24 protein-coding genes are annotated in these 25,855 nt (G+C 50.6%); 12 read left to right on the top strand and 12 right to left on the bottom strand.

What is annotated here, in order from left to right:
- Positions 1-6: 6 nt before the first annotated feature.
- Positions 7-1,071: a 23S rRNA (cytidine(2498)-2'-O)-methyltransferase RlmM gene (rlmM, locus tag KDX31_10030; GenBank protein UTW01718.1), complete on the top strand. Its 1,065-nt coding sequence runs from the start codon at positions 7-9 to the stop codon at positions 1,069-1,071.
- Positions 1,072-1,138: 67 nt separating this feature from the next.
- Here the strand turns inward: rlmM and KDX31_10025 are convergent, their stop codons facing one another.
- Positions 1,139-1,420 (bottom strand): antibiotic biosynthesis monooxygenase, encoded by a 282-nt coding sequence (locus KDX31_10025; GenBank protein ID UTW01717.1) that lies wholly within the window; start codon positions 1,418-1,420, stop codon positions 1,139-1,141.
- Between the two features lie 154 nt (positions 1,421-1,574).
- Between KDX31_10025 and tusA the strand changes: the two genes are divergently transcribed.
- Together tusA and KDX31_10015 are read left to right on the top strand one after the other, a co-directional pair.
- Positions 1,575-1,814 carry a sulfurtransferase TusA gene (gene tusA / locus KDX31_10020; GenBank protein UTW01716.1) on the top strand — a complete coding sequence of 80 codons (240 nt, stop codon included), beginning with the start codon at positions 1,575-1,577 and terminating at the stop codon, positions 1,812-1,814.
- An 80-nt stretch (positions 1,815-1,894) separates the two neighbouring features.
- Complete coding sequence (locus KDX31_10015; GenBank protein UTW01715.1) at positions 1,895-2,344, top strand: ProQ/FinO family protein; 450 nt, start codon at positions 1,895-1,897, stop codon at positions 2,342-2,344.
- A gap of 72 nt (positions 2,345-2,416) precedes the next feature.
- Here the strand turns inward: KDX31_10015 and KDX31_10010 are convergent, their stop codons facing one another.
- From KDX31_10010 to phaC, 5 genes are all read right to left on the bottom strand, one after another.
- The gene (locus tag KDX31_10010) at positions 2,417-4,351 is read right to left on the bottom strand and encodes an EAL domain-containing protein (protein ID UTW01714.1); all 1,935 of its coding nucleotides are present in this window, start codon (positions 4,349-4,351) and stop codon (positions 2,417-2,419) included.
- A gap of 30 nt (positions 4,352-4,381) precedes the next feature.
- Complete coding sequence (locus KDX31_10005) at positions 4,382-4,954, bottom strand: transglutaminase-like cysteine peptidase (GenBank protein UTW05362.1); 573 nt, start codon at positions 4,952-4,954, stop codon at positions 4,382-4,384.
- A 228-nt stretch (positions 4,955-5,182) separates the two neighbouring features.
- A complete protein-coding gene (locus KDX31_10000; GenBank protein UTW01713.1) occupies positions 5,183-6,265 on the bottom strand; it encodes a DUF3080 family protein in 1,083 nt (360 codons plus the stop codon).
- Positions 6,241-7,608, bottom strand: a complete 1,368-nt coding sequence (locus KDX31_09995) for an MATE family efflux transporter (protein UTW01712.1) — start codon at positions 7,606-7,608, stop codon at positions 6,241-6,243. The genes KDX31_10000 and KDX31_09995 overlap by 25 nt, the downstream gene beginning before the upstream one ends.
- An 84-nt stretch (positions 7,609-7,692) precedes the next feature.
- Positions 7,693-9,435: a class I poly(R)-hydroxyalkanoic acid synthase gene (gene phaC / locus KDX31_09990; GenBank protein ID UTW01711.1), complete on the bottom strand. Its 1,743-nt coding sequence runs from the start codon at positions 9,433-9,435 to the stop codon at positions 7,693-7,695.
- 433 nt (positions 9,436-9,868) lie between these two features.
- Between phaC and KDX31_09985 the strand changes: the two genes are divergently transcribed.
- Complete coding sequence (locus KDX31_09985; GenBank protein ID UTW01710.1) at positions 9,869-10,126, top strand: glutaredoxin family protein; 258 nt, start codon at positions 9,869-9,871, stop codon at positions 10,124-10,126.
- Here the strand turns inward: KDX31_09985 and KDX31_09980 are convergent.
- On the bottom strand, positions 10,095-10,922 hold the full coding sequence (locus KDX31_09980) for a TatD family hydrolase (protein UTW01709.1): 828 nt from the start codon (positions 10,920-10,922) through the stop codon (positions 10,095-10,097). The genes KDX31_09985 and KDX31_09980 overlap by 32 nt on opposite strands.
- Positions 10,923-10,936: 14 nt before the next feature.
- Positions 10,937-12,988 (bottom strand): transglycosylase SLT domain-containing protein, encoded by a 2,052-nt coding sequence (locus tag KDX31_09975; protein ID UTW01708.1) that lies wholly within the window; start codon positions 12,986-12,988, stop codon positions 10,937-10,939.
- 224 nt (positions 12,989-13,212) lie between these two features.
- Here KDX31_09975 and KDX31_09970 point away from each other — a divergent pair, with 224 nt between their 5' ends.
- Positions 13,213-15,099, top strand: a complete 1,887-nt coding sequence (locus KDX31_09970) for an ATP-binding cassette domain-containing protein (GenBank protein UTW01707.1) — start codon at positions 13,213-13,215, stop codon at positions 15,097-15,099.
- Positions 15,100-15,136: 37 nt separating this feature from the next.
- On the opposite strand, the gene KDX31_09965 is transcribed toward KDX31_09970, so the two are convergent.
- The gene (locus KDX31_09965) at positions 15,137-15,577 is read right to left on the bottom strand and encodes a universal stress protein (protein ID UTW01706.1); all 441 of its coding nucleotides are present in this window, start codon (positions 15,575-15,577) and stop codon (positions 15,137-15,139) included.
- Positions 15,578-15,673: 96 nt separating this feature from the next.
- Between KDX31_09965 and KDX31_09960 the strand changes: the two genes are divergently transcribed.
- Together KDX31_09960 and KDX31_09955 are read left to right on the top strand one after the other, a co-directional pair.
- Positions 15,674-16,180: a hypothetical protein gene (locus KDX31_09960; protein UTW01705.1), complete on the top strand. Its 507-nt coding sequence runs from the start codon at positions 15,674-15,676 to the stop codon at positions 16,178-16,180.
- An 18-nt stretch (positions 16,181-16,198) separates the two neighbouring features.
- A complete protein-coding gene (locus tag KDX31_09955; protein ID UTW01704.1) occupies positions 16,199-16,426 on the top strand; it encodes a DUF1653 domain-containing protein in 228 nt (75 codons plus the stop codon).
- On the opposite strand, the gene KDX31_09950 is transcribed toward KDX31_09955, so the two are convergent.
- A complete protein-coding gene (locus KDX31_09950; protein UTW01703.1) occupies positions 16,423-17,154 on the bottom strand; it encodes a DNA topoisomerase I in 732 nt (243 codons plus the stop codon). The genes KDX31_09955 and KDX31_09950 overlap by 4 nt on opposite strands.
- Positions 17,155-17,359: 205 nt before the next feature.
- On the opposite strand from KDX31_09950, the gene topA reads away from it, so the two are divergent.
- From topA to KDX31_09935, 3 genes are all read left to right on the top strand, one after another.
- Entirely contained in the window at positions 17,360-20,014 is a 2,655-nt protein-coding gene (topA, locus tag KDX31_09945) for a type I DNA topoisomerase (protein UTW01702.1), read from the top strand.
- Between the two features lie 13 nt (positions 20,015-20,027).
- Positions 20,028-20,552 (top strand): hypothetical protein, encoded by a 525-nt coding sequence (locus KDX31_09940; GenBank protein ID UTW01701.1) that lies wholly within the window; start codon positions 20,028-20,030, stop codon positions 20,550-20,552.
- A 150-nt stretch (positions 20,553-20,702) separates the two neighbouring features.
- The gene (locus KDX31_09935) at positions 20,703-20,975 is read left to right on the top strand and encodes a hypothetical protein (GenBank protein ID UTW01700.1); all 273 of its coding nucleotides are present in this window, start codon (positions 20,703-20,705) and stop codon (positions 20,973-20,975) included.
- 102 nt (positions 20,976-21,077) lie between these two features.
- On the opposite strand, the gene KDX31_09930 is transcribed toward KDX31_09935, so the two are convergent.
- Together KDX31_09930 and lexA are read right to left on the bottom strand one after the other, a co-directional pair.
- Entirely contained in the window at positions 21,078-21,533 is a 456-nt protein-coding gene (locus KDX31_09930) for a cell division inhibitor (protein UTW01699.1), read from the bottom strand.
- A gap of 2 nt (positions 21,534-21,535) precedes the next feature.
- The gene (gene lexA / locus KDX31_09925) at positions 21,536-22,141 is read right to left on the bottom strand and encodes a transcriptional repressor LexA (protein UTW05361.1); all 606 of its coding nucleotides are present in this window, start codon (positions 22,139-22,141) and stop codon (positions 21,536-21,538) included.
- Between the two features lie 127 nt (positions 22,142-22,268).
- Here lexA and dinG point away from each other — a divergent pair, with 127 nt between their 5' ends.
- Together dinG and rhlB are read left to right on the top strand one after the other, a co-directional pair.
- Complete coding sequence (gene dinG / locus KDX31_09920; protein ID UTW05360.1) at positions 22,269-24,389, top strand: ATP-dependent DNA helicase DinG; 2,121 nt, start codon at positions 22,269-22,271, stop codon at positions 24,387-24,389.
- A gap of 23 nt (positions 24,390-24,412) precedes the next feature.
- The gene (gene rhlB / locus KDX31_09915) at positions 24,413-25,855 is read left to right on the top strand and encodes an ATP-dependent RNA helicase RhlB (protein ID UTW05359.1); all 1,443 of its coding nucleotides are present in this window, start codon (positions 24,413-24,415) and stop codon (positions 25,853-25,855) included.

Genomic DNA, 25,855 nt, shown 5'->3' with positions numbered 1-25,855 from the left:
TGTTCTGTGAATCACCTTTTACTCTATTGCCGCCCGGGCTTCGAGAAAGAATGCGCGGCCGAAGTGCGGGAGTTGTGTGAGCAACAGGGTATCTTTGGTTACTGTAAGCTTGAAGAAAACAGTGGTTATGCGCTGTTTATCAGCCATCAGCCTGACGGCGCTTCTCTGGCGGTCGAGACGTTGCGGTTTCATGATCTGATCTTTGTACGTCAGTGGATTGCATGTCTGCCATTGGTAGAATCAGTTAATACTGAAGACCGGATAGGGTCACTTATCGGTCACGTTAGCGGATTGCCAGAGTGCAGTGAGCTATGGGTGGAGCCTGCTGATACTACTGAGGGACGTGAGATGCAGCGGTTCTGTAACAGCTTTGGTTCGGCCTTTAGTCAGGTTTTGCGAAAACAGGGGGTATTGCTTCGCAAAGCTGCTAACCGACTGCATATTTTTGCCCTTTCAGGCAGTAGTTTCTATATCGGTTATGCGCCGCTGGCCAACTCTGCGCCCTGGCCAATGGGTATTATGCGGCTGAAATTTCCCAATCAGGCTCCTAGTCGTTCTACTCTGAAGCTGGAAGAAGCATGGCACTGGTTTATTCCCGAGCAGCAATGGCATCAGTATATTAGTAGTGGAAAGCGGGCAGTTGATCTGGGGGCTGCGCCGGGCGGGTGGACCTGGCAACTGGTGAATCAGAATATGTTTGTCACGGCGATTGATAATGGGCCGATGGCTGATTCACTGATGGAAACCGGTCAGGTTAAACACCTGACCGAAGATGCATTCACTTATCAGCCGCATAAGCCTTGTGACTGGATGGTATGCGATATTGTTGATAAACCTACCCGGGTTATAAAACTGATGACTCAGTGGCTTGTTGAAGGCTGGTGTCGCGAAACGATTTTTAATCTAAAATTGCCGATGAAGCAGCGCTACCCGGAAGTGAAAAGTTGTCTGGAGTATTTGCAGCAGAGCTTAGAGGGTGCCGGGATCGGTTACCGTATCGCAGCAAAGCACCTGTATCATGATCGGGAAGAGATTACGGTGCATGTGCGCCTGTCAGATCAGCGCAGCTAACAGCGTCTGATGCGCTGTTCAGAGACCCTCAGTCTTCTTCGTCTGAGGGCTTTGTCCGCCCGTTCTGTCAGTGTTCCAGAATGGTGACCTTCTCTTCAGTTTCCAGCATTGGCATAATCGCTTCCATGATCTGCTTGCGTTCTTCAGACGAGTGCCAGCGTTGCCAGTCCTGTATCGTGCGGAATGTTGCCATGACTACCCGGTGGTTAGGGTCATTACTATTTTTTAATGACTCTCCGGAGATAAAACCATGCGCTTGCATGGCCATCTGCAGTGTATTCCGGGCTGCTTTTTCGTAGTGTTCAGCAAGATCATCGGCGATATGGCGCTCTATGAGTACTCGAATCATCTTTGCTCTCCCTTAACGGAATAAAATTATTTTCATTTATTTCAATATAATAGCACTCTTGAAGCGGGTAAAATGTTATCAGATAAAAAGATGGGTTTTTCTATACCTCTGAATTTGCGACAATATGTCTCCCGATGTAGTCGAGGTGGAGTAGATGGTTGAAGTTAAAGCGGATCAGGTAATGGATGCAACCGGCCTGTTCTGTCCGGAACCGGTAATGCTGTTGCACAACAAAGTTCGTGAAATGGCTATTGGAGAGGTGTTGCAGTTAACCGCAACCGATCCATCAACTCAGCGCGATGTGCCTAAATTTTGTACTTTTCTGGGGCATGAACTGATTGACCAGAAAATGGAAGATAATTGTTTTTTTTACCTGATCCGTAAAGGGGAGTAGTTCTGCTTACCCGGGTTCAGGAATTATATTTTTAAACAGGCCCAGAGGGCCGTTAGATAAATGGTTGAGAGAAACTTACTGTGACAGCAACAGAAACTACGGATAAATCTAAATCCCGAACCCGTTCAAAAAACCGGGCCGCTAACCAGGCTGCTCTGCAACTGCTGTGTGATGCTTATCCTGAAGTGTTTAATCGGGAAAGTATGCGGCCATTGAAGATTGGGATTCAGGAAGATCTGATTGCTGATGAAAAATTAGCGAAGAATAAGATTAAACGGGCGCTGGCGTCTTATGTACGCTCTCCGTATTACTTCCGTAGCCTGAAAGAGGGGGCTGACCGGATCGGTCTGGATGGCCAGCCTGCAGGTACAGTCACCGAATCTGAAGCTGAACATGCAAAACAACAGCTGAAAGAGATTAATAAGCTACGTCAGCAGAAACAGCAGGAAGAGAAGGCGAAGCAGAAGGTTAAGGAGAAAGAAGATCGCCTTAACAACAAGCTTGAGATGCTGTTAACCAAACGGGGTTAAGAGGCTTGAATTATTTAAAAAAAACCGCCAATTGGCGGTTTTTTTGTGTCGGTCAGCTTATTCAGGAGGTTCTCAGAGTTGCTCCGGTTTGCCGTAAATCCAGCCCTGCGCTCCGTCAACTTCCAGCTGATGCAGAGCGCTAAGTTGAGTGTCCCGCTCGACATGTTCCGCATAGGCTTTTATATCCAGACTGTGGGCTACGGTTACCAGGCTTCTGACAAAGAAGCGGTCTTCAGCGCAGTTATCCAGTTCCCTGATCAGGGAGCCGTCGATTTTAATATAATCAGGATGAACGGTGTAAAGATAGCTAAATCCAGCAGGGTTGATGCCGAAATTGTCGACACCAAACCGGATACCCGCTTGTTTTAACTGGTCGCGGAACAGAGTTACCTGGTTGAGGTTATTCAGAACTGATGTTTCGTTGATTTCGATGCACAGCTGTTCTGGCCGGGGCAGGGTTGTTGCTGTGCTGATCAGCCAGTCGCAAAAATCAGAATCGCGGACCGATTCATTGCTCAGATTGACACCCAGAATCAGATCAGGCTTTTCCAGCAGACGCTTGATTGCGAAATTAAGTACCGATCTGTCCAGTGCAGCCATCAGATTTAACTGTTTTACCACACTGATAAACTCTCCTGCCATGCAGGGCAGGTTATCCTGGTTCAGTATTCGGGCGTAAACCTCATCATGGATAGTGTTCTGGCTGTCTGAAATGTGTTTAACCGGCTGACACTGGAGGAATATATCCCCGCTGACAATCCTGTTGCTGACATGTTGGTGCCAGCTACTTTGTCCCACGGTGTTGCCAGTGTTGTTGTAATAAATGGAGGTGTTATCCTGGCGAGCTTTTTCATTGGCCTGGCGGGCGTTAACAAGCAGTTCTTTGGAGCTGCTCTGTTCGGTATAAGCTGCAACGCCAATAAAGAATGGTACGTGCTCGGCGCTGTTGTTAAGTTGCTGATAGACCTCTGTCAGGTTGGTGACCAGTTTGTCTAACTCTTTTTCTAACTGATCAGGATTGGTAATGTCAGTGAGTAAAATAAACTCGGAAATGCTGATGCGGCCGATAACCGGATTTTCGGTTAGTCGGGCCAGTTCGCTCAGTTGATCGGCACAGGCGCGAATAAAGTTATTCGCTTTCTCTATTCCTAGTTGATTATTCAGTTGCTGAAGATCGGCCAGTTGCAGGTGAATCAGATGGCCATGGCCGAAATCCCGTCGATAATCGATGCGTTCATTCAATTGAGAGAAGCTTGCCCGCTGATTGGCCAGTCCTGTCAGGTCGTCCTGATATGCGGCACGGCGTATCTCTTCAATGTGTTTCGCCTGCTCGTCAAACATGGTGCGTACCCGTCGTACCATCATATTCATCGCCAAAACCACCTGCTTTAGTTCGCGGGTTCCGGGTATCAGGCTTTGCTCAATATATTTTTGTTGAGACAGGGCCTGAGCCTGCTCTTCGACCCCTTTCAGCGGGTTGAGTATGTAACGCATCAGCAGGCTTATAAATACGATGCTCAATAGGGAGAGGATTACAAACCAGACAAAGGTTTGTTCCGTACCCCGCCACAGCTGTTCATAGGCATAGCCCGCCCGGCTGCGGACAAAAATTGTGCCGGCTTTCTGCCACTGGTTAGTAATCTCCCGCGTCATCTCGGGTGGGGTGATCTCCACCAGGTGGATGAACCACTCGGGTACACTGTCACTGATCTGTGCAGTGGTACTTTTAACGAACAGCGGTTTGTTGTCTGCATCCACCACCCGGATCTGTTGATAGAAGCCACTGTCGAATATTGCGTTAACGGTGGTTTCAATTGCGGCGGTATCCCCGGCTGCCATATAAGGCGCCAGATAGAGACCAAGGTGGGTCGCTGTATCCTGACCATGGGACTCGAGCTGATGGACCAGCATCTCCTTTGAGCTATCTGACATCAGATAAACCGTGCCGGAAGCCAATCCGATCAGTACGGCTAACACGGCGGCCATTAACTGATTAACGATAGACATTTTCGATTCCTCATCTGCTCATTCATCAGGTTAGTAATCCTGATTTTCCATTCGTGACTGTAATTGTACCCAGGGCTTCAGCTGATCGGAGGTGCCGACCAGTGTACTGCGGCGGCCTTTTTTTGACAGCCACAGATTGTCACCGTTAAAACTGTAAACGTGTTGCAGGTCCGGGCGCCGGTTTGCGGGTTTTATCTCGGCTATCAGATTATCCAGTATCAGTGGTGTTGATTTTGGCGTGGCATAGTAGGTCAGTACCATATGTGCCTGATTCAGTCTGAGTGCTTTAACATAGGCTATGCTGAGTTTTTCTATCGGAATACCGACCTGACGCAGGGTGTAGTATTTAGCAATAGAGAAGTCTTCGCAGTCGCCGCCGTTAGTGATCAGAAACTCTACCGGGCTGGCCCAGTAATCTTTTTTATGCCAGTGATCAATGTCATCGACAAAGTTCATCTGGTTAAAAAAATCGTTAACCCGGGTAAGTTTTTCCTCGTCCTCGAGGTTGCCGATCTCTTTAATCAGGTTTTGCCAGCTTTGCAGCCGTCGTTCAGCCATCTCTCCATACTTCTGCCCCAGCGTCTTGATCTGGGCTTCGGGCATCAAAATATTGAATTCGGGGGCTGCGGTGAGGGTATAAGCCAGCGATAGCAGAATCAGGCCCGTAACCACGCTCAGGCTATTAAAAAAATGGCCTGCAAGCGAGTGTCGGGGTCTGTAATGAACGTCTCTGGACACAGTTAACCGCTGAAAAATAAAGGTAACTTTATTGTTTCACAGACCGCCTGGCAACTTCTTTGTTAGCTACTCAAAATGGTGTTAACCGGGTGATCATGTACCGGGCATCAGGTTGCACTGGCTGAGGAGTTGTTGCCACGCTTTAGTATGACGCTCTCTTGCTGACGTGTAGTTCTGCCACAGAGGGCCGTCCGGGTCGAGTATCAGGCTTTGATAGCGCTGCATGGCAGCGGGGATATCATTAAAGTTCTGCAGCAGGCTATGGTTCAGTTGCAGCCACTCCCGGCCTTCCCGGTCTATCCTGGCCATGTAGGGCTGTAGTTCTCCCGCATAGTATTTGTTGAAAACGTTTTTCACGATCAGTGCTTGTGGCGTCGCCCTATTGTTGAAGCAGAGTGGTCGTTGTTCGAGTCTCTGTTCAATTACCCGGGCAGTGTGGTCGAGGGTGTAGGTGATCAGATAGAGGGATCGCAGCCAGCGACTGCCAAAACGCAGCACGGACAGGGCCTGGTAGTGGGGTTCAAGCTGATCAAGATAGTCCGGTTCAGGCCATTCTGGCTGAAATGAGGCGGTAGCATTATTCAGGGCCGCCAGTTGGTTAAATATGAGCAGGGCCTGACGGCTCTGGCTGAAGCCATCATCGTCGGTCAGAGCAAGCGGAGGCTCTGACAATGAAAAGTTTCGCTCCATTGCTTCGCTGGTAAATATTCCATTCCAGAGCGCGGCTTCGAAGCTGGCTTTTTTGATCTGAAAAATATCTTCAATCTGTCGGATCAGCTGAGGATCGGCCTCTGCCTGGGGCTGCTTCAGGGTTTGCTGGCAGCGGCCCAGGCGGAAAAGTAGCCGGATCTCATACACCACTTGTCGCGAGGGAGGCATCACCTTGCCCAGTGAGCTGTTGCGCTCAGCGATTAGGTTGATGAGTTGGCAGTGGCGCAGGTTAAGAACTTCAATGAGTCCCTGGCGCAGGTCTGTCACAGGCTGTATACGTTCCCGGCGGCGGGGGTATGGGGGCAACTGAAGCGGTATATTAAGATCCAGTTCGGTATCACTGTCCAGGCTGTTAGCGACCCGGTTGCTGTACCGTTCCAGCATCGATTCAGCAGGGCGCTGATCGCAGCCCTGCAGCAGCGCTGTGGCGATCAGGATTATCAGGAGCCGGTAGCTATATTGCATTTTGATTTAATAGTCAGATAGCGCAGTAATAACAGTATAGCGCCCACTGACAGTCCGGCGACCATTCCCAGCCAGAACCCCCGGGCACCCGTTGCGGGTATGATGATGTCGGTGAGGCCGAGGACGTAACCTAAAGGCAGACCGATCAGCCAGTAGGCCGTGAACACGATCATTAGTGGCACGGCGGTATCTTTGTGTCCTCTTAAGATGCCTGCACTGGCGACCTGGATGGCATCGGGAATCTGAAAAATCGCTGCAATCAGCAGCAGGCTGCTGGCGAGCTGAACTATATCGCTGTCGCTGCTGTACAGAGAGGCTATCTGAACGGATAGCAATGCGATCAGTGAGCAGGAGATAACGGAACTGCAGCAGACAATGGCATAGCCATTGCGGGCCGTGATGGTTGCGCCGACGGGATCCTTGCTCCCGATAAACTGCCCGATTCGGATGGTTAGTGCCAAAGATATGCTGAGGGGGATCATAAAGACCATGCCGGTAAAGCTCAGCGTTATCTGGTGGGCGGCAATGACATTTTCCCCCAGTCGGGCAATCAGCAGGGCGATAACCGTAAACATGCTGACTTCGATCAGCAGGGTAAAGCCGATAGGCACGCCGATTTTAAGAATGGTGAGGAAGTATTTTGCTCTGGGTCTTGGCAGAGAGATCAGAAAGAGGCTGCGAAAGTGGCGGGAGTAGTGAAGGTAGCAACCGGTTGTTAACGCCATAATCCACATCACTATCGTTGTGGCCCAGCCGCAACCAACGCCACCCAGCTCAGGAAAACCCAGTTTGCCGTAGATTAGCAGGTAGTTAAGCGGGATGTTGCAGAGCAGAGCGAACAGGCCTATCTTCATCAGTGGCTTGGTTTTCCCCAGTCCTTCTGAATAACTGCGGGCCCCCTGATAAAGCAGCATGCCAGGTATGCCCCAGGAAAGCGCATCAAGATAACCCAGGGTTTTCTCTTTCAGGCTGCCGGTTACCTGCATAAGGTCAAGAACCGGGGCCATGTTTCGTAGGATCAGCCAGGCTGCAATGCCCGCTAAAAGGGCGATCAGAACCCCCTGATGAAATATCAACCGGGTTCTGCGTAACTGATCGCTGCCCGCATGATTGGCTACCATGGGGGTGACCGCCATCAACAGACCGCCCAGAGAGATAACTACGGGCAGCCAGATACCCGATCCAAGTGCAACGGCAGCAAGGTCTTCTGCACCATAGCGAGCAGCCATCAGCGTATCAACAAACCCCATTGCTGCTTGTGACAGTTCAGCTATAAGGATTGGAATAGCCAGTGCCAGAATATGACGACTCTCCTGAAAAGAGAGTGAAGAATGTGGTTTCAAAGGGTGTCAGATCACAGGTCAAGGAAGCGGGAATGAAAAAAAACCGGGGCACAGGCCCCGGCTTATTATCGGTGGTCAGGCAAATTAGTCAACGCGGCTGGTAACATAACGTCCCGGAGCCGGTTCAATGACTTTGAGTTCTGCATTGCCCAACTCTTTGGGTGCATCGACTTTCTTACCCGCTTTTGGCTTCAGCCACTTAGTCCAGTTTGGCCACCAGCTGCCTTCCTGGCGCTCAGCGGTTTCCAGCCAGTGATCAGGGCCTTGTCCGAGTTCCCCGCCAGTCCAGTAGTTGCGGCGGTTCTTCGAGGCCGGGTTGATGACGCCGGCAACGTGTCCGCTGGCGCCCAGTACGAATTCAATTTTACCCTGCATCATCTCAGTACCTTTGAAGGTGCCTTTCCATGGAGCGATGTGGTCTTCAATCGTGGAGAGGAAGTAAACCGGAATCTTGATATCGCGAAGGTCAATCGATTCGCCGCAGATAGTGAGGCCGCCCGGCTGGGCCAGTTTGTTATTGATATACATCTCGTTGATATAGAAATTGTACATCTTAGCCGGCAGGTTGGTGGAGTCCGAGTTCCAGTAAAGGATATCGAATGGTGCCGGATTCTGACCCTTAAGGTAGTTGTTGACAACGTAAGACCAGACCAGATCATTAGAGCGAAGCATATTGAATGCTGTTGCCAGGTTACGACCGTTCAGCAGTCCTTCGTCATCGACTTTCTGAGTCAGCTGTTTTACCTGCTGCTCATCGATAAATACGCTCAGGTCACCCGGATCGGTAAAGTCGGTCAACGTAGTCAGGAAGGTTGCTGAGGCAACGGATTCATCTTTACGCTTAGCCATGACCGCCAGAGTGGAGGCCAGAATAGTACCGCCAATACACCATGAAACGCAGTTAATCTTATCCTGTTCGGTGATCTTCTTGACCGCATCAATCGCTTTCAGGGTGCCGTTTTCGACATAGTCATCCCACGCCAGGTCGCGTTGATCTACAGTTGGGTTAACCCAGGAGATCAGGAAAACAGTCAGGCCCTGATCAACGCAGTACTTAACATAGGAGTTATGTTCCTGCAGATCGAGAATGTAAAACTTGTTGATGCAGGGCGGCACGATTAGTGTCGGGCGGCTGTAAACCTGTTCAGTGGAGGGCTTGTACTGAATAAGCTGAAGCATCTCGTTTTCGAAAACAACAGCACCTTCCGATGTGGCAATGTTTTCACCCAGAGTGAATGCGGCTTCATCGGTCATGGTGATGCGACCTTTCTCAACATCACCCAGCAGATTTTGCAGACCATCGACTAAGCTCTGACCCTTTGTTTCAAGTGCCTGTTGCAAGACTTCAGGGTTGGTCAGGGCAAAGTTGGTAGGTGACATCGCATCAGTATATTGCTGAGTATAGAACTCGAGCTTTTTCTGCTCACTATCGCTGAGTTTAGCGTTAGCTGCCATGTCGTTAAGCAGGTTGGACGTCAGTAGGTAGGATTGCTTAATGTAGGAGAAGACCGGATTTTGGCTCCACTCTTCTGCCGCGAAGCGACGATCACCTTTGAGTGGCTCAGCAACCGGCTTGTCGACCGCTTTTCCGGTCAGAATGTTCTGCCACAGGTTGATTTGTGCCTGCTGATAGTCAGTAATAGCCCGGACCCATACTGAGGGGTCTTCGAATGAGCGGGCGGCCAGCTCAGTCCAGGACTGGGTGAACTGCTTGAACAAATCTTCACTGTTACCCTGAGCGTAGATATCCAGAACCTTCTTGCTTTCCTGATTCAGGTAATTAATAAATTCTTGCGGGTTGGAGAGGATATTACTGTTATTTTCCATAAAACTGCCTTCTTGATGAAGCCTACCTTGAGTATGCGGTGCAAACTTCTTTGGTGAGCTGCCGCTAGTGGATAACTGGCTAAAATTATATAACTGTCTGATTGGCCGATGAGTTATGCGCAGAGCTGGAATGAGTCGGCTATTTTTCAAACAGAGTACCTGAGCATAGACAACTTGATGCGGCGCAGCAAGCCTCTATTGCACTACTTTAGTCAGATTTTCAGGGGTCTTTGTGCCTGTTAGCTGAAAATGTATCACCGATATGTTGCAGTATTTTGTAATTAAGCAGAAATAGCGCCTGTCAGCGATTTGCCCCGGTCGCAGTGTTCAGTGGCAGGGGAATAGTATCTCTCCATAAATATTCCTTCAGATACGATATAATCGGCCAAAACAGCTTCCAAATATTGGGGCAGACAGAGCGATAGGAGTCTGTATGCGACAGTTTTTACTCATGAGCAGTGTTGGTTGTCATTTGTGTGATGACGCTGCAGAAGTTCTCATTAACACGCTCGATCCTCAGCAACACCTGCTGGATGAAGTGGATATTGCCTATGACGATGCCTTGATGGAAAAGTACGCTGTGCTGATCCCGGTGTTGGTGGAGGAATCCAGTGGTGCTGAATTGCGATGGCCTTTTGATCACGAGGAGGTGAGGGGGTTTATTGCCCGGCTTCCTCCTTCGTCTGATTGAACCGGAACAGCCTCTGGCAATTGGCCTCCGTCTGCAGGGCCAGCTCTTGCGGATCACATGCTCTTTCCTGAGCTACCTGTTCGAGGATGTGTATCAGGTAGGCGGGCAGGTTACGGCGGCTTTTGGGCTTAGGGTTCAGGTTGCGGGGAATGAGGTAGGGTGCGTCGGTTTCCAGCATTAGCCGGTTAGCTGGAATATCTTTTACCAGACCTAATAGTTCGCCGCCTCGGCGCTCATCACAGATCCAGCCGGTAATACCGATATAGAGATCAAGGTCGAGGTAGTTATAAAGCTCTTTACGGCTGCCGGTAAAGCAGTGGGCTACGCCGCCATGCAGGTGATCTCTGGCGTGCCGGAGCATTTCAATCTGTTTGTTATGGGCATCCCGTTCGTGTAGAAACAGAGGCAGACCCGATTCTGCGGCCAGCTCCAGTTGCTGTTCAAATGCCCGGATCTGTTGCTCAGGGGATGAGACGTTGCGGTTAAAGTCCAGCCCGGTTTCGCCAACTGCACGAACTTCTGGCTGTTTAAGCAGTGCTGCCAGGGTATCCCGGATGGCCGGCGAAAACTCTTTGCTGTAGTGGGGGTGGACCCCTGCAGTGCAAAACAGCGTGTTAGGGTGCTGTTGGCACAGGCTGATCGCCTTTTCACTTTCGGCTGCCGTGGTTCCGGTGATCAGCATTCGTTTAACCCCGGCGCTTTCAGCACTCTGAATAACCGTTTCACGGTCGGCATCAAAGACTGAGTCAGTAAGGTTGATGCCGATATCGGTCAGTGAGTAGCGGGTTTTGTTCATCAGGAAGGCTGTTGTTAACGGGTTGTAGTGGAGTGGCGATTAAAACGGATGAAGTCTCTCAGCTGTTCTGCCTGAGTTGCACCGGTTGAATTTTGCAGCGCAACACGGAAGGCTGTTTGTCCCTCAATAATGTGCGACGGCTGTCCAGCCAGGGTTCTGTAAACCGCGTGGTAGGCCATGACGTTCATTACATAACGGCGGGTTTCGTTAAACGGAATGGTTTCGATCCAGATATCAACCGGCAGCGCTCCCCGTTGCTCAAGCCACCGCTTCACGCGATGGGGGCCTGCATTATAGGCGGCTGTAGCATATATCTGATTGTTGTCGAACTTTTCCTGCATCTCTGCAAGGTAGGCTACCCCGATATTGATGTTGGTCTCGGGTTGATACAGGTCGCTGCTGTTTTTGTACGGGATATTATGATGCTTTGCGGTTGATTGGGCTGTTTTGGGCATCAGTTGCATCAGGCCTCTGGCGCCCACACTGGAGCGGGCATAAGGCTGATAGGCGCTTTCCTGGCGTGCAATTGCCCGAGCCCAGTTGGTGTCTATCTTGTACTGTCCTGCCAGGGCGGAAAACGTTTCCGAATAGGGCATTGGGAAGCGCAGGGTAATATCATCCCAGTATTTTGCCTGGGCGACACCGATGATCGCCATATTGTGCCAGCCCCATCGGTGCAGAACTGTGGCAGCCGTGCGAAACTGATTGGCATCGTAGTCGCGGGTCAGTTGGTTCCACTCCCGGCGGGCGAGGTAGCGTTCATCCAGTTGATACAGCTCATGCATACGCCGCATCGCGGGGAGTTGTTGTTGCAGTGCAACCGCTTCTTCTGAAACTCTGTTTTGCTGCGGATTGAGGTGAAAACCAGTCTGCAGGGTGCGGGCGGCCAGTAAGCCATAGTAGCTGCGTTCCCTGCTGAGTTTTGTAAACGCCTCTGAGTAGCTGGGTTTGAGTCCCTCAATATGACTGGCGGCAAGGGTTTTCCAATAGACCCAGCGCTCTTCCTGCTGGTTTTTTGCAGGTAACTGGTCAATAAGCTGGTGGACTTTTTTCCAGTTTAGGCCGGTCAGCGCCAGCATAATGCGGCGCTCCTGAATCTCATCATCATGGGGTTGATTGAGTTGGCTGAGGAGTGTGTCGGTTTGCTGGTCAGGCCGGTAAGTCAGGCGTCGGGCAAGGTTTCGTGCCAGTTTTTGGCGATCATCCGGGGTGAATGAAAGAGTTGAGCCAATCTTTAACCATACCTGTGTTGCTGCCTGAGGGCTTTTTCTTGAAAGGCGGTCGATACCATATAGGTAGGTTGATCGGCTGGCAGTAGTGTCCCCAGGCAGATATTTCGGGCTTTGAACCAGAGAGGGGCTATTATGAACCGCAATGAAGCGCTCTGTCGCCTGGCTTTGCTGTTTCTGTTTTATGAAGCGTGTCAGATACTTAGCCAGTTTGATATTGCCTTTATCAATTGCTTTCCAGAAGCGCTGATACGCCAGTTTACCGGAGGGGGCGTTAGCGTTGCTCATCCAGTAGCTAAACACGGGATCACATGCGTTAGATATTGAGTGGCCGGTATTCCATAAGGTTTCAATTCCTTTGATCGCAAGGCTGGACTGGCCTGTTTGCAGCAGCGCGTTGCGATAGTTGCACTCATACTGCTCACTCTTAACGTCAGCGTTCCGGTAGGCTGAGATATACTGCTTCCAGCGCTGGTTGCCTGCCAGGTAATTCAGCCATTTCTGTTGTAACGGGTAAACCGTGGGAATCCCTTCGTAGGTTTTGCTGTAGAGGTTTATGTGGTGCTGAGCGATATTGTCGAAGTTGTGTACCAGCTCTTTTTGTTCAAGATATGGATACAAAGGGTATGTGGTTAACCGGGATTTAAGCTGGTAAAACGCTTCCAGGTTATCCCCGTTGAGCATATCGAGGGCCTGGATATAGAGATCCTGTGGTGACTGATCTGTTCCGGTAGGCTTAACTGGAGCGGCATTCGCCTGTGCCTTGCTCAGTGTGACAGTCATCAGCGTACAGAGAAAAATGCTGTGAATAATCCGGGGCCGTTTGGTTGCGCTCATTTTATAAAGCATATATCCATATTTCGTTAGTCACTGTTACTACAATCATAGCGGCAATTATGGCGCAAACTCGAGAGAAAAATATCCCTGTTTTATGAAATTTACTCAGCGACAGCTATATCTTGCTGTTCTGTAACGAGAACTGTAAATATATTTTCTTTGCGTATCACGGCCGCAAGGTTTTTCTGTAGAATATGCGGCCAACGTTTTTGGTGGATTTAAGCATGGCTCTGATCAGACTTGATAAGGTCTCTGTCGCATTTGGCGATAAACAACTGCTCGATCATATCGACTTTCAGCTGGATAAAGGCGAACGGGTTGCTTTGGTAGGCATCAATGGGGCGGGTAAATCGACCCTGCTGAAGGTATTGGCACGTCATCAGCCGACCGATGACGGTGATATCTGGCAGGATGGAGGGGCGCGCGTTGCTGAGCTTTCTCAGATGCTGCCTGCCGCAGATGAACGCCGGGTCCGTGATGTCGTTGCTTCCGGCTGTGCCGAGACAGTTGATCTGCTGAATCGTTACGAAACCCTTGCTATGAGCCACAGTGATGCTGATATGGCTGAACTGGAACGGTTACAGCATCAGATCGAACTGGTCGATGGCTGGCACTTGGAGCAGAAAATACAGCAGGTGCTGGAGCGCCTGGAACTCGATGGTGAGCAGCTAATGTCTGCGCTTTCAGGTGGCTGGAGGCGTCGGGCTGCTTTAGGGGCTGCGCTGGTTCAGTCTCCGGATATACTGTTGCTGGATGAGCCGACCAACCATCTGGACATCGAAACCATCGAGTGGCTTGAAAAGCAGATCATGGAGTTTCGCGGCGGTGTACTGTTTATCTCCCACGACCGTTCGCTGGTTGAGCGTCTGGCTACCCGGATTGTTGAACTGGATCGCGGAAAACTGACATCCTTTCCGGGTAATTATTCCGCCTACCTGACGCAAAAAGAGAAACTTCTCGAAGAGGAGGAGCGGCATAACGCGCTGTTTGATAAGCGGCTGGCTGAGGAAGAGAAGTGGATTCGTCAGGGGATCAAGGCGCGCAGAACCCGTAATGAAGGGCGCGTCCGCGCGTTGAAAGATTTGCGCGTTGAGCGTTCACAGCGTCGTGAGCAGCAGGGCAAGGCGAAGTTTCAGGTAGAGCAGGCCGACCGTTCCGGAAAGATCGTTATTGAATTGGAAAAGGTCAGTCACGGGTATAACGGTGAACCCGTTATCAGCGATTTAACTTTATCGGTGCAGCGAGGTGACAGGATCGGTCTGATCGGGCCTAACGGTATTGGTAAGAGTACACTTTTAAAAGTGTTGCTGGGGCAACTGGCACCTGATCAGGGGACGGTTAAGCTTGGTACCAGTCTGAATATTGCCTACTTCGATCAGTTGCGCGGCAAGCTGGATCCGGAAAAAACCATTATTGATAACATCTCTGAAGGACGTGAGAGTATTACGATTAATGGAAAGTCGCGACATATTATCAGTTATCTGAGCGATTTTCTGTTCTCTCCAGAGCGGGCCCGTACACCGGTCAAAGCATTGTCCGGTGGTGAGTGTAACCGGGTTATGCTGGCTAAACTGTTCAGTCAGCCATCTAATCTGCTGGTGCTTGATGAGCCGACCAATGACCTGGATATCGAAACTCTGGAGTTGCTTGAAGAGATTCTTCTGGAGTACAAGGGCACCTTGCTGTTGGTCAGTCATGACCGGGCGTTTCTCGATAATGTTGTGACCTCCACGCTGGTGTTTGAGGGCGGGGGGCGAATTCAGGAGTATGTCGGCGGATATGAAGACTGGCTGCGGCAGCGTGCTCAGGCCGTCACTACTAATATTGCGAAGGCCGAATCCAGGCCAGCCCCCGTGGTCGCAGAAAAAGCTGCCAGCGCGCCGGCTAAGAAAAAGCTGAGTTATAAATTGCAACGGGAGCTGGATATGCTGCCGGGACAGTTGGAACAGTTGGAAGGGGATATTGAGCAGCTGCATCTGGAAACCAGTGCAGCTGATTTTTACAATGGTGATCACGAGCATGTTTCAGCCAAACTGGCTGAGTTGCAGGCGAAAGAGACCCAGCTTGAAGAGCTCATGGAGCGCTGGGTTGAATTAGAGGCAATGCTGTAATATTCAGCCGCCGATAATCAGGGGGAAGGCGAAGCTTCTAGTCCTTCGCTTTAACCCTGATAGCGAGAACGTCGCACTTTGCGCCGTGGAGTACGCCATTCGCCGTAGAACCTAAGAGGAGCGCCAGGCCGTGGCGACCATGACTACCGACCATGATCAGGTCACAGCCCTGTTCTTCGGCAATCCGATGAATCTCAGTTTCGGTATGGCCGGAGACAACGTGACACTGTTTTACCTGATAGTCCAGTTGCTTGCGGTAACGGGTCATTTTGCTTTGGGCGTGTTCATCCAGTTGTGCCTGAATCGTTGTCAGGTCCATTGGGACATCACCGCCATAGGCAAAGCTCAGGGGTTCAATTACATGAATCAGAGAGAGTTCCGCTTGGGTGCATTCTGCTAGCTGTTTAACTTTGTCGATCAGCTGATCAGACTCTTCTGACAGATCGGTCGCCACTAAAATATGTTTATACAGGGACATGGGGGAAATCTCCTTTTGCTTCCTACTTAAGAGAGTAGCATATAGTTTCCGGTTTTAATTTTGACCGGAGTCAAATGAGTTCATCGAGGATTGTAAATGAAGTGGGCCATTATCGTTTTGATTATGATGTCGCTACTGGGATCAATGATGTGGGTTATGCCAAGTCCCCGGCAGCGTTTTTTAGCAAAACTCAGGCAGCAGGCATCCCGGCTTGGATTCCAGGTTCAGATCGTGCGTGTCACTCCGCCGCGGGCTGCTGGACAGGTTGAGCCTGAGATGCTGACCGCGACGGCATATCGGTTGCCCCGTTATAATCTGGAAAAGAAGCTCAGAGAGCGTTTTATTGAGTGGCAGGTCTTTCGGCAGACGGCTGTCGCCAATGAAGGGTTGCCAGAGGGGTGGTGCTGGGGGGCAGGAGAGCGCCGCCTTAATGAAAACCAGCAGGCAATTCTCAATACACTGATCAGTGAGCTGCCTGCCGGTGTTAAGTCGGTTGAATCGACCCCGGTACACATCTCACTGTACTGGGACGAAAAGGGTGATGAAAATACCCTGGAGCAGTTTAAGGCGCTGCTGCAGCCGTTCATCGATCAGCAATTCTGACATTACTAAGGCGACCGTATGACACTTAAGCCCGGCTTCTATCGGCATTACAAGGGTGCAGAATATCAGGTGTTGCATCTTGCCAGGCATTCAGAGACTGAGGAATGGCTGGTGGTTTATCAGCCCTGTTATGGTGACCGGGGTATCTGGGTTCGGCCTCTGTCAATGTTTACAGAAAACGTTACCGCAGCGGATGGTACGGTGGTACCCAGGTTTCAGTTTGTCCGGGGAGATCAGGGTACTTAACCTTGCTCCTCTTTGCTTTCTTTCGCGGTCAGTTCTTCAAGTGATGCCGCAAGGTTTCCGGCAGCCATAGCGCTACTGGGACGCGCCCGGTTAAGCAGATCTCTGATGGTATCGATATAGTCCTGTTTCTGTTTCTGCGGAACATTGGCCCGTGCAATCATCGCTTTGGCGTGTTTGTAATGGGACATTGCCAGCAGCTTATCATCCCGGTCAAGATAAGAGTTGCCCTGTTGAATATGGGCTTCCACAAAGACCGAGACATGCAGCCAGTAGAGGTCTTGCTGAAACTGCTTAGCCCTGGATACACTGAGTTTGCCGGACTGGGCCATCTCGATACATAGTTTTTCAGCATGTTGAATATGGATCTGGGCTTTCTTTAACGCCCGGTCATTATTAAAACCGCCGGGCACTGCGCTGACCCGGTCAGTGGTTTCTTTCTGGGCGCTGATGTCCTGCAGCAGATCAGAATCGGGAGCTAGTGAAGCGATCTCTTCAATCATGCTGACAACATAGCCGCTGAGTGCATCGGTAATTTCGGCACGGCAGTTTGCCTCCCGCAGTACAGCAAGGGATTCCATGGCTTCGCCAGAGGCTTTGTTCAGCGTTCTCAATCGCTTTGTGCGATATTCCTGTTGCTGTTCTCTGGTTGAGAAAAAGTTGTTAACCAGTAGTGCAACGAAGCCTATGCCGATCAACGAAAAAAGAAAAATCAGGTTGTCTTGCAACATATTCTCAGGTACTTGTAATTAAGTAACAGGCTAATCTTGGCGGCAGCATACTGTATTTAAGCTACCAGAAACATACCTTTATTAGCCAATGTTGTTAGTCAGTCAGCGTGTTTTTTTTTGGCAGAAGCTTGACCCTGCTGGATACAGCCCTTATATATGCACGCTGTTTTGTATTGTCACCTTGTCCTTTAAGGATTGTATTTATATGGGAAAGTCCCTAGTTATTGTTGAGTCACCTGCAAAAGCGAAAACCATAAACAAGTATCTGGGTAACCAGTTTGTGGTTAAATCGAGTGTGGGCCACATTCGTGACCTGCCCACCAGTGGCTCGGGTAACGCGGCCGGTTCCGATCCCAAAGAGCGTGCCCGTCAGGCAGCGTTGACCCGGAAAATGGCGCCGGAAGAGAAGATCCTGCATAAGGCTGAGAAAAGTAAAAAACAACTGATTGCACGAATGGGCGTCGACCCTGAACATGGCTGGGATGCCCGTTATGAGATTTTGCCTGGGAAAGAAAAGGTCGTTGATGAGTTGAGGCGACTGGCAAAAGATGCAGACACTATCTATCTCGCAACCGATTTGGACCGCGAGGGTGAAGCGATAGCCTGGCATCTGCGGGAAGCGATCGGTGGTGAAGACAGCCGTTATAAGCGGGTGGTGTTTAATGAGATAACCAAGAAAGCGATTCAGGAAGCATTTAAACAGCCTGGAGAGCTGGATCTGAACCGCGTTAATGCTCAGCAGGCCCGTCGTTTCCTTGATCGTGTGGTTGGATATATGGTTTCTCCGCTGCTATGGGAAAAGGTTGCCCGGGGGCTGTCGGCCGGTCGGGTTCAGTCCGTTGCCGTTCGCTTACTGGTAGAGCGTGAGAAAGAGATTCGCAGCTTTATTCCTGAAGAGTTCTGGGAGTTGCATGCCGACGTTGAGTCCGATCAAAAAGAAGCGTTACGCCTCCAGGTTGAAAAATTCAGGAATCAGGCCTTCCGTCCGGTTAGTGCATCGGAGACCGATGCACACCTTGAGCAGCTTAAGCAGCAAGCGTTCCGCGTAACCAACCGTCAGGACCGGCCAACCAGCAGCCGTCCATCAGCGCCGTTTATTACCTCGACCCTGCAGCAGGCCGCCAGCACCCGTTTGGGTTTTGGCGTAAAGAAAACCATGATGATGGCTCAGCGGCTCTATGAAGCGGGCTACATCACCTACATGCGTACAGACTCGACCAATCTGAGTGCTGAAGCTGTTGCTACCTGCCGGGACTTTATCAGTGAAAACTTTGGCAGCAAGTACCTGCCGGAGACTGCCAACTCGTATAGCAGCAAAGAGGGCGCTCAGGAAGCTCACGAGGCGATTCGTCCCTCGGATGTAACAATTGAGGCGACTTCGCTGAAAGGCATGGAGCGGGACGCTGAGCGGCTGTATGAGTTGATTCGGCGTCAGTTTCTGGCGTGTCAGATGACCCCTGCACTCTATACCAGTACCCGGATCACTGTCAGCGCTGGCGACTTCGAGTTGCGAACCAAGGGGCGGATACTCCGTTTTGATGGTTATACCCGGGTGATGAATAGTCAGGGTAAAAATGAAGATATTATTTTGCCGGATGTGCAGCAGGGTGATCTGCTGCAGTTAAAGCAGCTCGATCCTAAACAGCATTTTACCAAACCGGCACCCCGTTATACCGAAGCCAGCCTGGTTAAAGAGCTTGAAAAGCGTGGTATTGGTCGCCCTTCAACTTACGCGTCGATTATCTCCACCATTCAGGACCGGGGCTATGTAGAGGTCCAGAACCGCCGTTTTTACGCTCAGAAAATGGGCGATATCGTGACTGAAAGGCTGGTGGAAAACTTTACCGATCTGATGGATTTTGGTTTCACAGCACGTATGGAAGAGTCGCTGGACGATATTGCTACCGGCACTGCGGACTGGAAAGCACTTCTGAACCAGTTTTATGAAGGTTTCAGTAATCGCCTGCTGCAGGCTCAGCATCCGGAGTCGGGCATGCGCTTGAATGCGCCCACTGAAACGGATATTCCATGCCCTTCCTGTGGGCGAATGATGATGATCCGAACCGGTACTACCGGGGTCTTCCTGGGATGTTCTGGTTACGCTTTACCGCCGAAAGAGCGCTGCAAAACAACGATGAACCTGGTTCACGGTGATGAGGTGGTGAGTGTCGACGGGGATGATGAGGAAGAATCCCGGATTCTGCGCAATAAGCATCGCTGCAAGATCTGTGATACCGCTATGGACAGTTACCTGATCGATGAGCAACGTAAGCTGCATATTTGTGGTAATAACCCTGACTGTCCTGGTTTTGAGGTGGAAAAAGGCACCTTCAAGATTAAGGGATATGATGGTCCGGTTCTGGAATGCGATAAGTGTGGCTCGGAGATGCAGCTGAAAACCGGCCGCTTCGGCAAGTTCTTTGGCTGTACCAGTGAAACCTGCAAAAATACTCGTAAATTATTGAAAAGTGGTGAAGCTGCACCCCCTAAAATGGATCCGGTGCCAATGCCCGAGCTGCAGTGTGACAACGTCGAAGACACTTTTATTCTGCGAGATGGTGCTTCCGGGCTGTTTCTGGCTGCCAGTCAGTTCCCCCGTAAGCGGGAAACCCGCGCGCCTAAGGTAGCCGAACTATTGCCCCACAAGAGTGAGATCGATCCGAAATACAGTTTCCTTTTCAGTGCACCGGTGGCGGATGAAGAGGGTAATCCCACTATTGTTCGTTACAGCCGAAAAACAAAGGAACAGTATGTAATGACTGAAGTCGACGGTAAAGCAACCGGATGGCGGGCGTTTTACACGGGTGGAAAGTGGGTTGCTGAGGCCGCCAAGGCAAAAAAAGCAGCAACCAAGAAGTGAACGGAGGCCTACAATGAGTGGTGTGTACCTGACCCGTACCAATCAGAAGTTAAATTTTATCCGTATACATCTGGATGCGCTTAAAGCTGCTCAGGAATCAACAGGCTGGAGTAAGCATGCGTTGATTGATTCCTACAACGAGTCAGTACTGTTTCATATGGTCTCTGCGTATAGTTCTCTGCTGCGGGAGATCGCCGAACAATATCGCTTTGATGCTAACCGGATCAGTAAGCTGAGTCAGTTGACCGAGCAGATGGAGGCGCAGGGGCTGGAAGCACCTGAAGTGAAGGAATTGCAGCAGCTGCATGATGATACTGATAGCTGGTTGCATCACCTCCTGGCTGCGTATAAGGGGTGCTGGCGAGCAGAAGACCACAGTCAGTCAGCGGCACAGGCAGAGAGTGTCTCTGAGATACATGTTATGCAGATCAATCCTGATCATGCTGAAGATGCAGATATTCTTCGGGAGTATCAGAGCTGGTTTAACCAGTTTAAAATGTTGGTTGAGCGTCTGCGTACCGGGATGCAGGAGTGGTGAGAACCGATCGTGCTGGATTTTTCTGCACAGATGCAGTGTCTGAAGATATAAACCAGCAGTCGGGATCTGTATAGTAATCATGCTGAGGCATTTTGCCGGGCCCTTTAGCGGAGTTTTTCAGACCCGGGTGTTGTCTGGATTGAGATGAATATGTCAGATATGTTTTTGGAAATTATTGAGCTTGATGACGGGCAGATCGCACTGAAAAGGGCGGATTCTGACGATGAGCCTATTATGCGGATCAGCTTCTCCGAAAGTGTCAGAGAGCAGTTGGAGGAAGAATGCATTGATGTGGCTAAGGTGATGCTGACGGCGGGTATTCATATGATCTCGGATCTGAATATCAAAGCGGCAGAGACTGAAGGCAGCGACTTCGATGCTGATCTGGATGATGTCGACTCTCAGCCAAGGGTGATCCATTAACGGTGGTTTATTAACCGTTCTGTCGATGTAAAAAAAACAGCGCATAAGCGCTGTTTTTTATAAAAGTAAGTGGGCATTAAAAGGCTGTCATACGCTACCCGATCAGGTGAGGCGACGATCCCGGATGACGATGCCGTGGCTCTTGCCATTTGTCGCAGCGTCTTCCAGTCCTGCAAGTTCATCATTACTCAGAACCCCGGGCCAGCTAATGACCGCATGGCAGGTGCCTGCATTAAGTGCCTGACAGGCCAGTTGGTAGGTTGAGTGGCTTTGATCGGGCTGTAGTAGCATTACCTTCCTCAGGTCGATACCTGCGGCTTCCAGCAAGCTCTTTGGCAGAGCGGCAGGCGGAGCGATCCAGGCGAACCACCGGTCGTCTTTGCTCAATTGTGCAAGTAGCGGCAGTAACATGGTCATTTCCCCAAAATCACTACCTTGCAAAACAATTTCGGTGATCTTGCCGGCAAGCCCTGATTGATGTGGTTGTGCTGCTGTCGGACGAATAAGTCCAGGCATAACGGGTTCTGAGCTGTTGAAACTGCTAACTGCATGCAACATGATTACTGTCCTCTTCTGATAACCCCGACGCCGAGGCCTTCAATTGAGAGTTCCTGCGTTTGCAGGTCGACCACAATAGGCTCAAACTCTTCGTTTTCTGCGATCAGATAAACAAGGTTACCTTCGCGTTTAAATCGTTTAACGGTAACGTCGTTGTCGATACGTGCTACGACGATTTCACCATTTTTTGCATTCTGACACTGATGTACTGCGAGCAGGTCGCCATCAAGAATGCCAACATTTTTCATGCTGGTGCCGCGAACTCTGAGCAGGTAGTCAGCCTGTGGATGGAAAAAATCAGGCGCGATTGTAATCCGGTCCTCGACATTCTCCTGTGCCAGGATGGGCTCCCCGGCAGCAACCTGACCAACGATTGGCAGTCCGGCGTCATCATCAAAGCCGGGAATCCGGATGCCTCGTGAAGTACCGGGAATCATCTCAATGGCACCTTTGCGTGCAAGTGCCTTGAGGTGTTCTTCTGCAGCGTTAGCTGATTTGAACCCCAGTTCTTTGGCAATATCCGCACGGGTAGGCGGATATCCTGTAGTGCTGATGCATTTTTTTATGCATTCAAGTACATCTGTTTGGCGTTGTGTCAGTTTCATGATGAACTCTGTTTTTTTATCCAGTAGCTGTAACTATATACAGTATTTTGTTTTTGTAAACATTTTTTCTGTCTATTTATCCAGTATTATTGCTAGAATGTGCGTGGTTACAGTGTATCAGGGCGGTCAGGTGCTTTCAGAAGAGATTAAAAAAGAGATACAGGGAGCGTACAGGCGGTTTCTGGAAAGTCGTCAGCTTAAGCCCCGGATGGGTCAGAAGCAGATGATTGCTGAGGTGGCCAAGGTGTTGGGAGCGATTCTTGAGGATGAGAAATCTCATCGCCTGGGTGAGCAGCATGTCAGCGTGATTGAGGCGGGGACGGGTACCGGTAAAACGATCGGTTATCTTCTCGCGGTATTGCCAATCGCCAGGGCTAAGGGAAAGAAGGTTGTGCTTTCAACCGCGACGGTTGCATTGCAGGAGCAGCTGTTGAATAAAGACCTTCCTGAGGTTGCTGAACATGCCGGATTGTCTTTCAGTTTCGGGCTGGCCAAAGGGCGGGGCCGTTATTTCTGTATCAGTAAAGCAGAGCAGCATCTTGATGCCCATGGTGCGACCGGTCAGCAGGCGCTGTATGAAGACGAACTGTCACTACGGTTGGACAGTGATACCGTCGAGTTCTATAAAAGCCTGCTCAACGAGTTTGCTTCCGGGCGCTGGGATGGTGACAGGGATAACCTGACCCAGGATATCAGTGATCAGGATTGGATGCCGCTTACCAGTGACCACCTCCAGTGTACAAACCGGCGTTGCAGTAATTTTTCTGCCTGCAGCTTTTTTAAGGCGCGCAAAGACCTTGATCAGGCTGAATGTGTGATCGCTAATCATGATATCGTTCTGGCTGATCTTGCGCTTGGCGGCGGTGCGATTCTGCCGGACCCTTCCGAGACTATCTATATATTTGATGAGGGGCACCACCTGTCCGATAAGGCCAGTGGTCATTTTTCCTTTAATCTGCGCCTGAAATCAACTGAGCGCTGGCTACAGGGGACAGTCAAGCAACTGGATAAAATGCTTGAGCAAGCCGGTAATCCGCAGCTACTGAGTGATTATGTCCAGCAACAGCGAAAACCGGCAGAAGACCTTCAGGTTGTGTTGAATAACTGGGCTGAGCTGATCCGACCGATCCTGATGGATGATTCTTTTAAACGACCGAAAGAGCGGTTTCGCTATACCGGAGGGGTGGTTCCCGATGAGGTTAAGCAGTTCGGCTTGCAGGTTGAGCACCTCGGTGCCCGGATGGCGGCAAAGATGGAGATGATTCTTGATCTGCTCAAGGAGTCTCTTGATGGCGAGGGGGGGATTGATCGCCAACCGGCTGAAATCTGGTATCCCCGAGTTGGCATGATGGTTGCCAGGTTACAGAATATTACCGGTCTTGGCCGATCGATGGGGCATCCGGATGCCGAGAACAGCACTCCGACTGCCCGTTGGCTCAGCCTGGCAGAAACGGCTCAGGGGTATGACTTCGAATGTAGTACTGCGCCGGTATCCGCCGCTGAGATGCTGCGGATGAACCTTTGGCAGCACTGTTACGCAGCGGTGGTAACCTCGGCTACACTGACTGCACTGGGGCGTTTTGACCGGCTGCTGGCTGATCTTGGTTTGCCAGCGGAAACGTCCTGCTTTAGTCTGCCCAGCCCCTTCGATCACTACAATGCTGCTGAACTCTACGTACCGCCGATGAAAGTTGAGGCAAATGATGCTGAGCTACATACTCAGGCCGTTGCCGATTACCTCAATGCCGAACTGAATACCGATTCCGGCACTCTGGTGTTGTTCAGTTCCTGGCGGCAAATGAGATCAGTGCTTGCCAGTCTCGACGAAAAGCTCAACAATAGGGTGTTGTCACAGGGTGATTTCAGTAAAAATGAGATTCTGAAGCGCCATAAGACTGCAATTGACGAGGGGCGGGGGAGTGTTATCTTCGGCCTTGCTTCTTTTACTGAAGGGGTCGACCTTCCCGGTGACTATCTCACCGAAGTGATTATTACCAAGATCCCCTTTAGTGTGCCGGATGATCCGGTAGACGCCACCATGGCTGAGTGGATTGAGCAGCATGGGGGTAACCCTTTTATGGAATGGTCAGTGCCGATGGCATCGGTGCGATTAACTCAGGCCGCTGGACGGCTGCTGCGAACCGAGCAGGACAGGGGAAGAATCGTACTGCTGGACCGGCGTGTGGTAACCCGGCGTTATGGCCGGCAACTGCTGGACTCACTGCCACCATTCCGAAGAAATATTAGCTAACCGTTCGCACACGCGGATAAGGTATAACTTTGTTAAAGAAACTATTCAAACGTTCAGACGAAAGCGCATCTCAGGAAGATCAGGCAACACTTGCTGCACCTGCGGTAAAGCAAACCGCTGCGGCAACACCTGCAAAGAACAGCCGTGCCCCTGGGCCTTCAGGCCGCAGTGCTGACAAATCTGATCGATCCAACGCTTCAAAATCAGGCCGGGTACAGCCTGCAGTGGCTAAGTCTGAAGAGAAAAAACCTGCGCCAGTAACGCCCTGGCGGCGTGAAGATTTTGCAGTAGAGCCGGTTGAAGGCAAAAAACGCTTCCATGATTTTGATCTGCCCGATGATGTAATGCATGCCATTGCTGATCTGAATTTCAAATACTGTTCTGACATTCAGGCGGCAACGCTGGTGGAATCCCTCGAAGGACGGGATATAATCGGCAAAGCGCAGACCGGCACCGGTAAAACCGCCGCATTTCTGATCAGCATTATCACCGACCTGCTTGATTATCCGCTGGAGTATAAACCTGCTAAAGGTGTTCCCAGAGCTTTGATTATAGCGCCTACCCGGGAGCTGGCTCTGCAGATCGCTTCGGATGCTGAAGAGCTGGGCAAGTATGCCAATATCGGGGTGGTGGCACTGGTTGGCGGGATGGATTATGACAAGCAGCGTAAGCAGCTGGCTGCCCGTCCGGTTGAAATTCTGGTGGCCACGCCGGGTCGCCTGATTGATTTTGTGCGATCATCTGATGTCGATCTTGGTGATGTTGAGGTGTTGGTGCTGGATGAGGCCGACCGGATGCTGAGTATGGGCTTTATTCCCGATGTTCGAACTATTATTCGTCACACACCGCGTAAAGGTGATCGTCAGACACTGCTTTATAGTGCAACCTTCACCGATGATGTGATGAACCTTGCAAGCCAATGGACCATCGATGCGAAGGTGATTGAAATCGCTCCGGAGCAGAAAAGTACTGACTCTGTTGAGCAGTTGGTCTATCTGGTGTCGCGTAAGGATAAATACAAACTTCTGCGCAACTTCATGCAACTCAATCAGCTTGAGCGGGTGATTGTGTTTGGTAATCGTCGTGATGAAACCCGGCGTCTGGCGGAAAGACTACAGAAAGATGGCCTGAAAGCTTCATTGATGTCCGGTGAGATTACTCAGCAGAAGCGGGTTAAAACCCTGGAAGATTTCCGTAATGGTAAGATTAATATTCTGGTAGCCACCGATGTTGCCGGACGTGGTATCCATGTTGACGGAGTCAGCCATGTTATTAATTACGCATTGCCTGAGGATGCGGATGACTATGTTCATCGTATTGGCCGGACAGGCCGGGCAGGTTCTACCGGCACATCGATCAGCTTTGCCACCGAAGACGACTCATTCCTGTTACCCGAGATAGAGGAGGTTGCCGGGGTGAAGATGAAATGTGTCTATCCGGATCCAAACCTGCTTGAGCCTGTATAA

Source organism: Amphritea atlantica, assembly GCA_024397875.1.
Classification (GTDB): Bacteria; Pseudomonadota; Gammaproteobacteria; order Pseudomonadales; family Balneatricaceae; genus Amphritea; species Amphritea atlantica_B.
Note: the sequence above shows the minus strand (reverse complement) of the source record. Positions and strands in the feature narration are given on the sequence as shown.

Excerpts from the sequence above, each read along its gene's own strand:
- KDX31_10025 (UTW01717.1), bottom strand. The coding sequence starts at position 1,420 with ATGATTCGAGTACTCATAGAGCGCCATATCGCCGATGATCTTGCTGAA.
- tusA (UTW01716.1), top strand. The coding sequence starts at position 1,575 with ATGGTTGAAGTTAAAGCGGATCAGGTAATGGATGCAACCGGCCTGTTC.
- KDX31_10010 (UTW01714.1), bottom strand. The coding sequence starts at position 4,351 with ATGTCTATCGTTAATCAGTTAATGGCCGCCGTGTTAGCCGTACTGATC.
- KDX31_10005 (UTW05362.1), bottom strand. The coding sequence starts at position 4,954 with ATGCCCGAAGCCCAGATCAAGACGCTGGGGCAGAAGTATGGAGAGATG.
- KDX31_10000 (UTW01713.1), bottom strand. The coding sequence starts at position 6,265 with ATGCAATATAGCTACCGGCTCCTGATAATCCTGATCGCCACAGCGCTG.
- phaC (UTW01711.1), bottom strand. The coding sequence starts at position 9,435 with ATGGAAAATAACAGTAATATCCTCTCCAACCCGCAAGAATTTATTAAT.
- KDX31_09985 (UTW01710.1), top strand. The coding sequence starts at position 9,869 with ATGCGACAGTTTTTACTCATGAGCAGTGTTGGTTGTCATTTGTGTGAT.
- KDX31_09980 (UTW01709.1), bottom strand. The coding sequence starts at position 10,922 with ATGAACAAAACCCGCTACTCACTGACCGATATCGGCATCAACCTTACT.
- KDX31_09975 (UTW01708.1), bottom strand. The coding sequence starts at position 12,988 with ATGAGCGCAACCAAACGGCCCCGGATTATTCACAGCATTTTTCTCTGT.
- KDX31_09970 (UTW01707.1), top strand. The coding sequence starts at position 13,213 with ATGGCTCTGATCAGACTTGATAAGGTCTCTGTCGCATTTGGCGATAAA.
- KDX31_09965 (UTW01706.1), bottom strand. The coding sequence starts at position 15,577 with ATGTCCCTGTATAAACATATTTTAGTGGCGACCGATCTGTCAGAAGAG.
- KDX31_09960 (UTW01705.1), top strand. The coding sequence starts at position 15,674 with ATGAAGTGGGCCATTATCGTTTTGATTATGATGTCGCTACTGGGATCA.
- KDX31_09955 (UTW01704.1), top strand. The coding sequence starts at position 16,199 with ATGACACTTAAGCCCGGCTTCTATCGGCATTACAAGGGTGCAGAATAT.
- KDX31_09950 (UTW01703.1), bottom strand. The coding sequence starts at position 17,154 with ATGTTGCAAGACAACCTGATTTTTCTTTTTTCGTTGATCGGCATAGGC.
- topA (UTW01702.1), top strand. The coding sequence starts at position 17,360 with ATGGGAAAGTCCCTAGTTATTGTTGAGTCACCTGCAAAAGCGAAAACC.
- KDX31_09940 (UTW01701.1), top strand. The coding sequence starts at position 20,028 with ATGAGTGGTGTGTACCTGACCCGTACCAATCAGAAGTTAAATTTTATC.
- KDX31_09935 (UTW01700.1), top strand. The coding sequence starts at position 20,703 with ATGTCAGATATGTTTTTGGAAATTATTGAGCTTGATGACGGGCAGATC.
- KDX31_09930 (UTW01699.1), bottom strand. The coding sequence starts at position 21,533 with ATGTTGCATGCAGTTAGCAGTTTCAACAGCTCAGAACCCGTTATGCCT.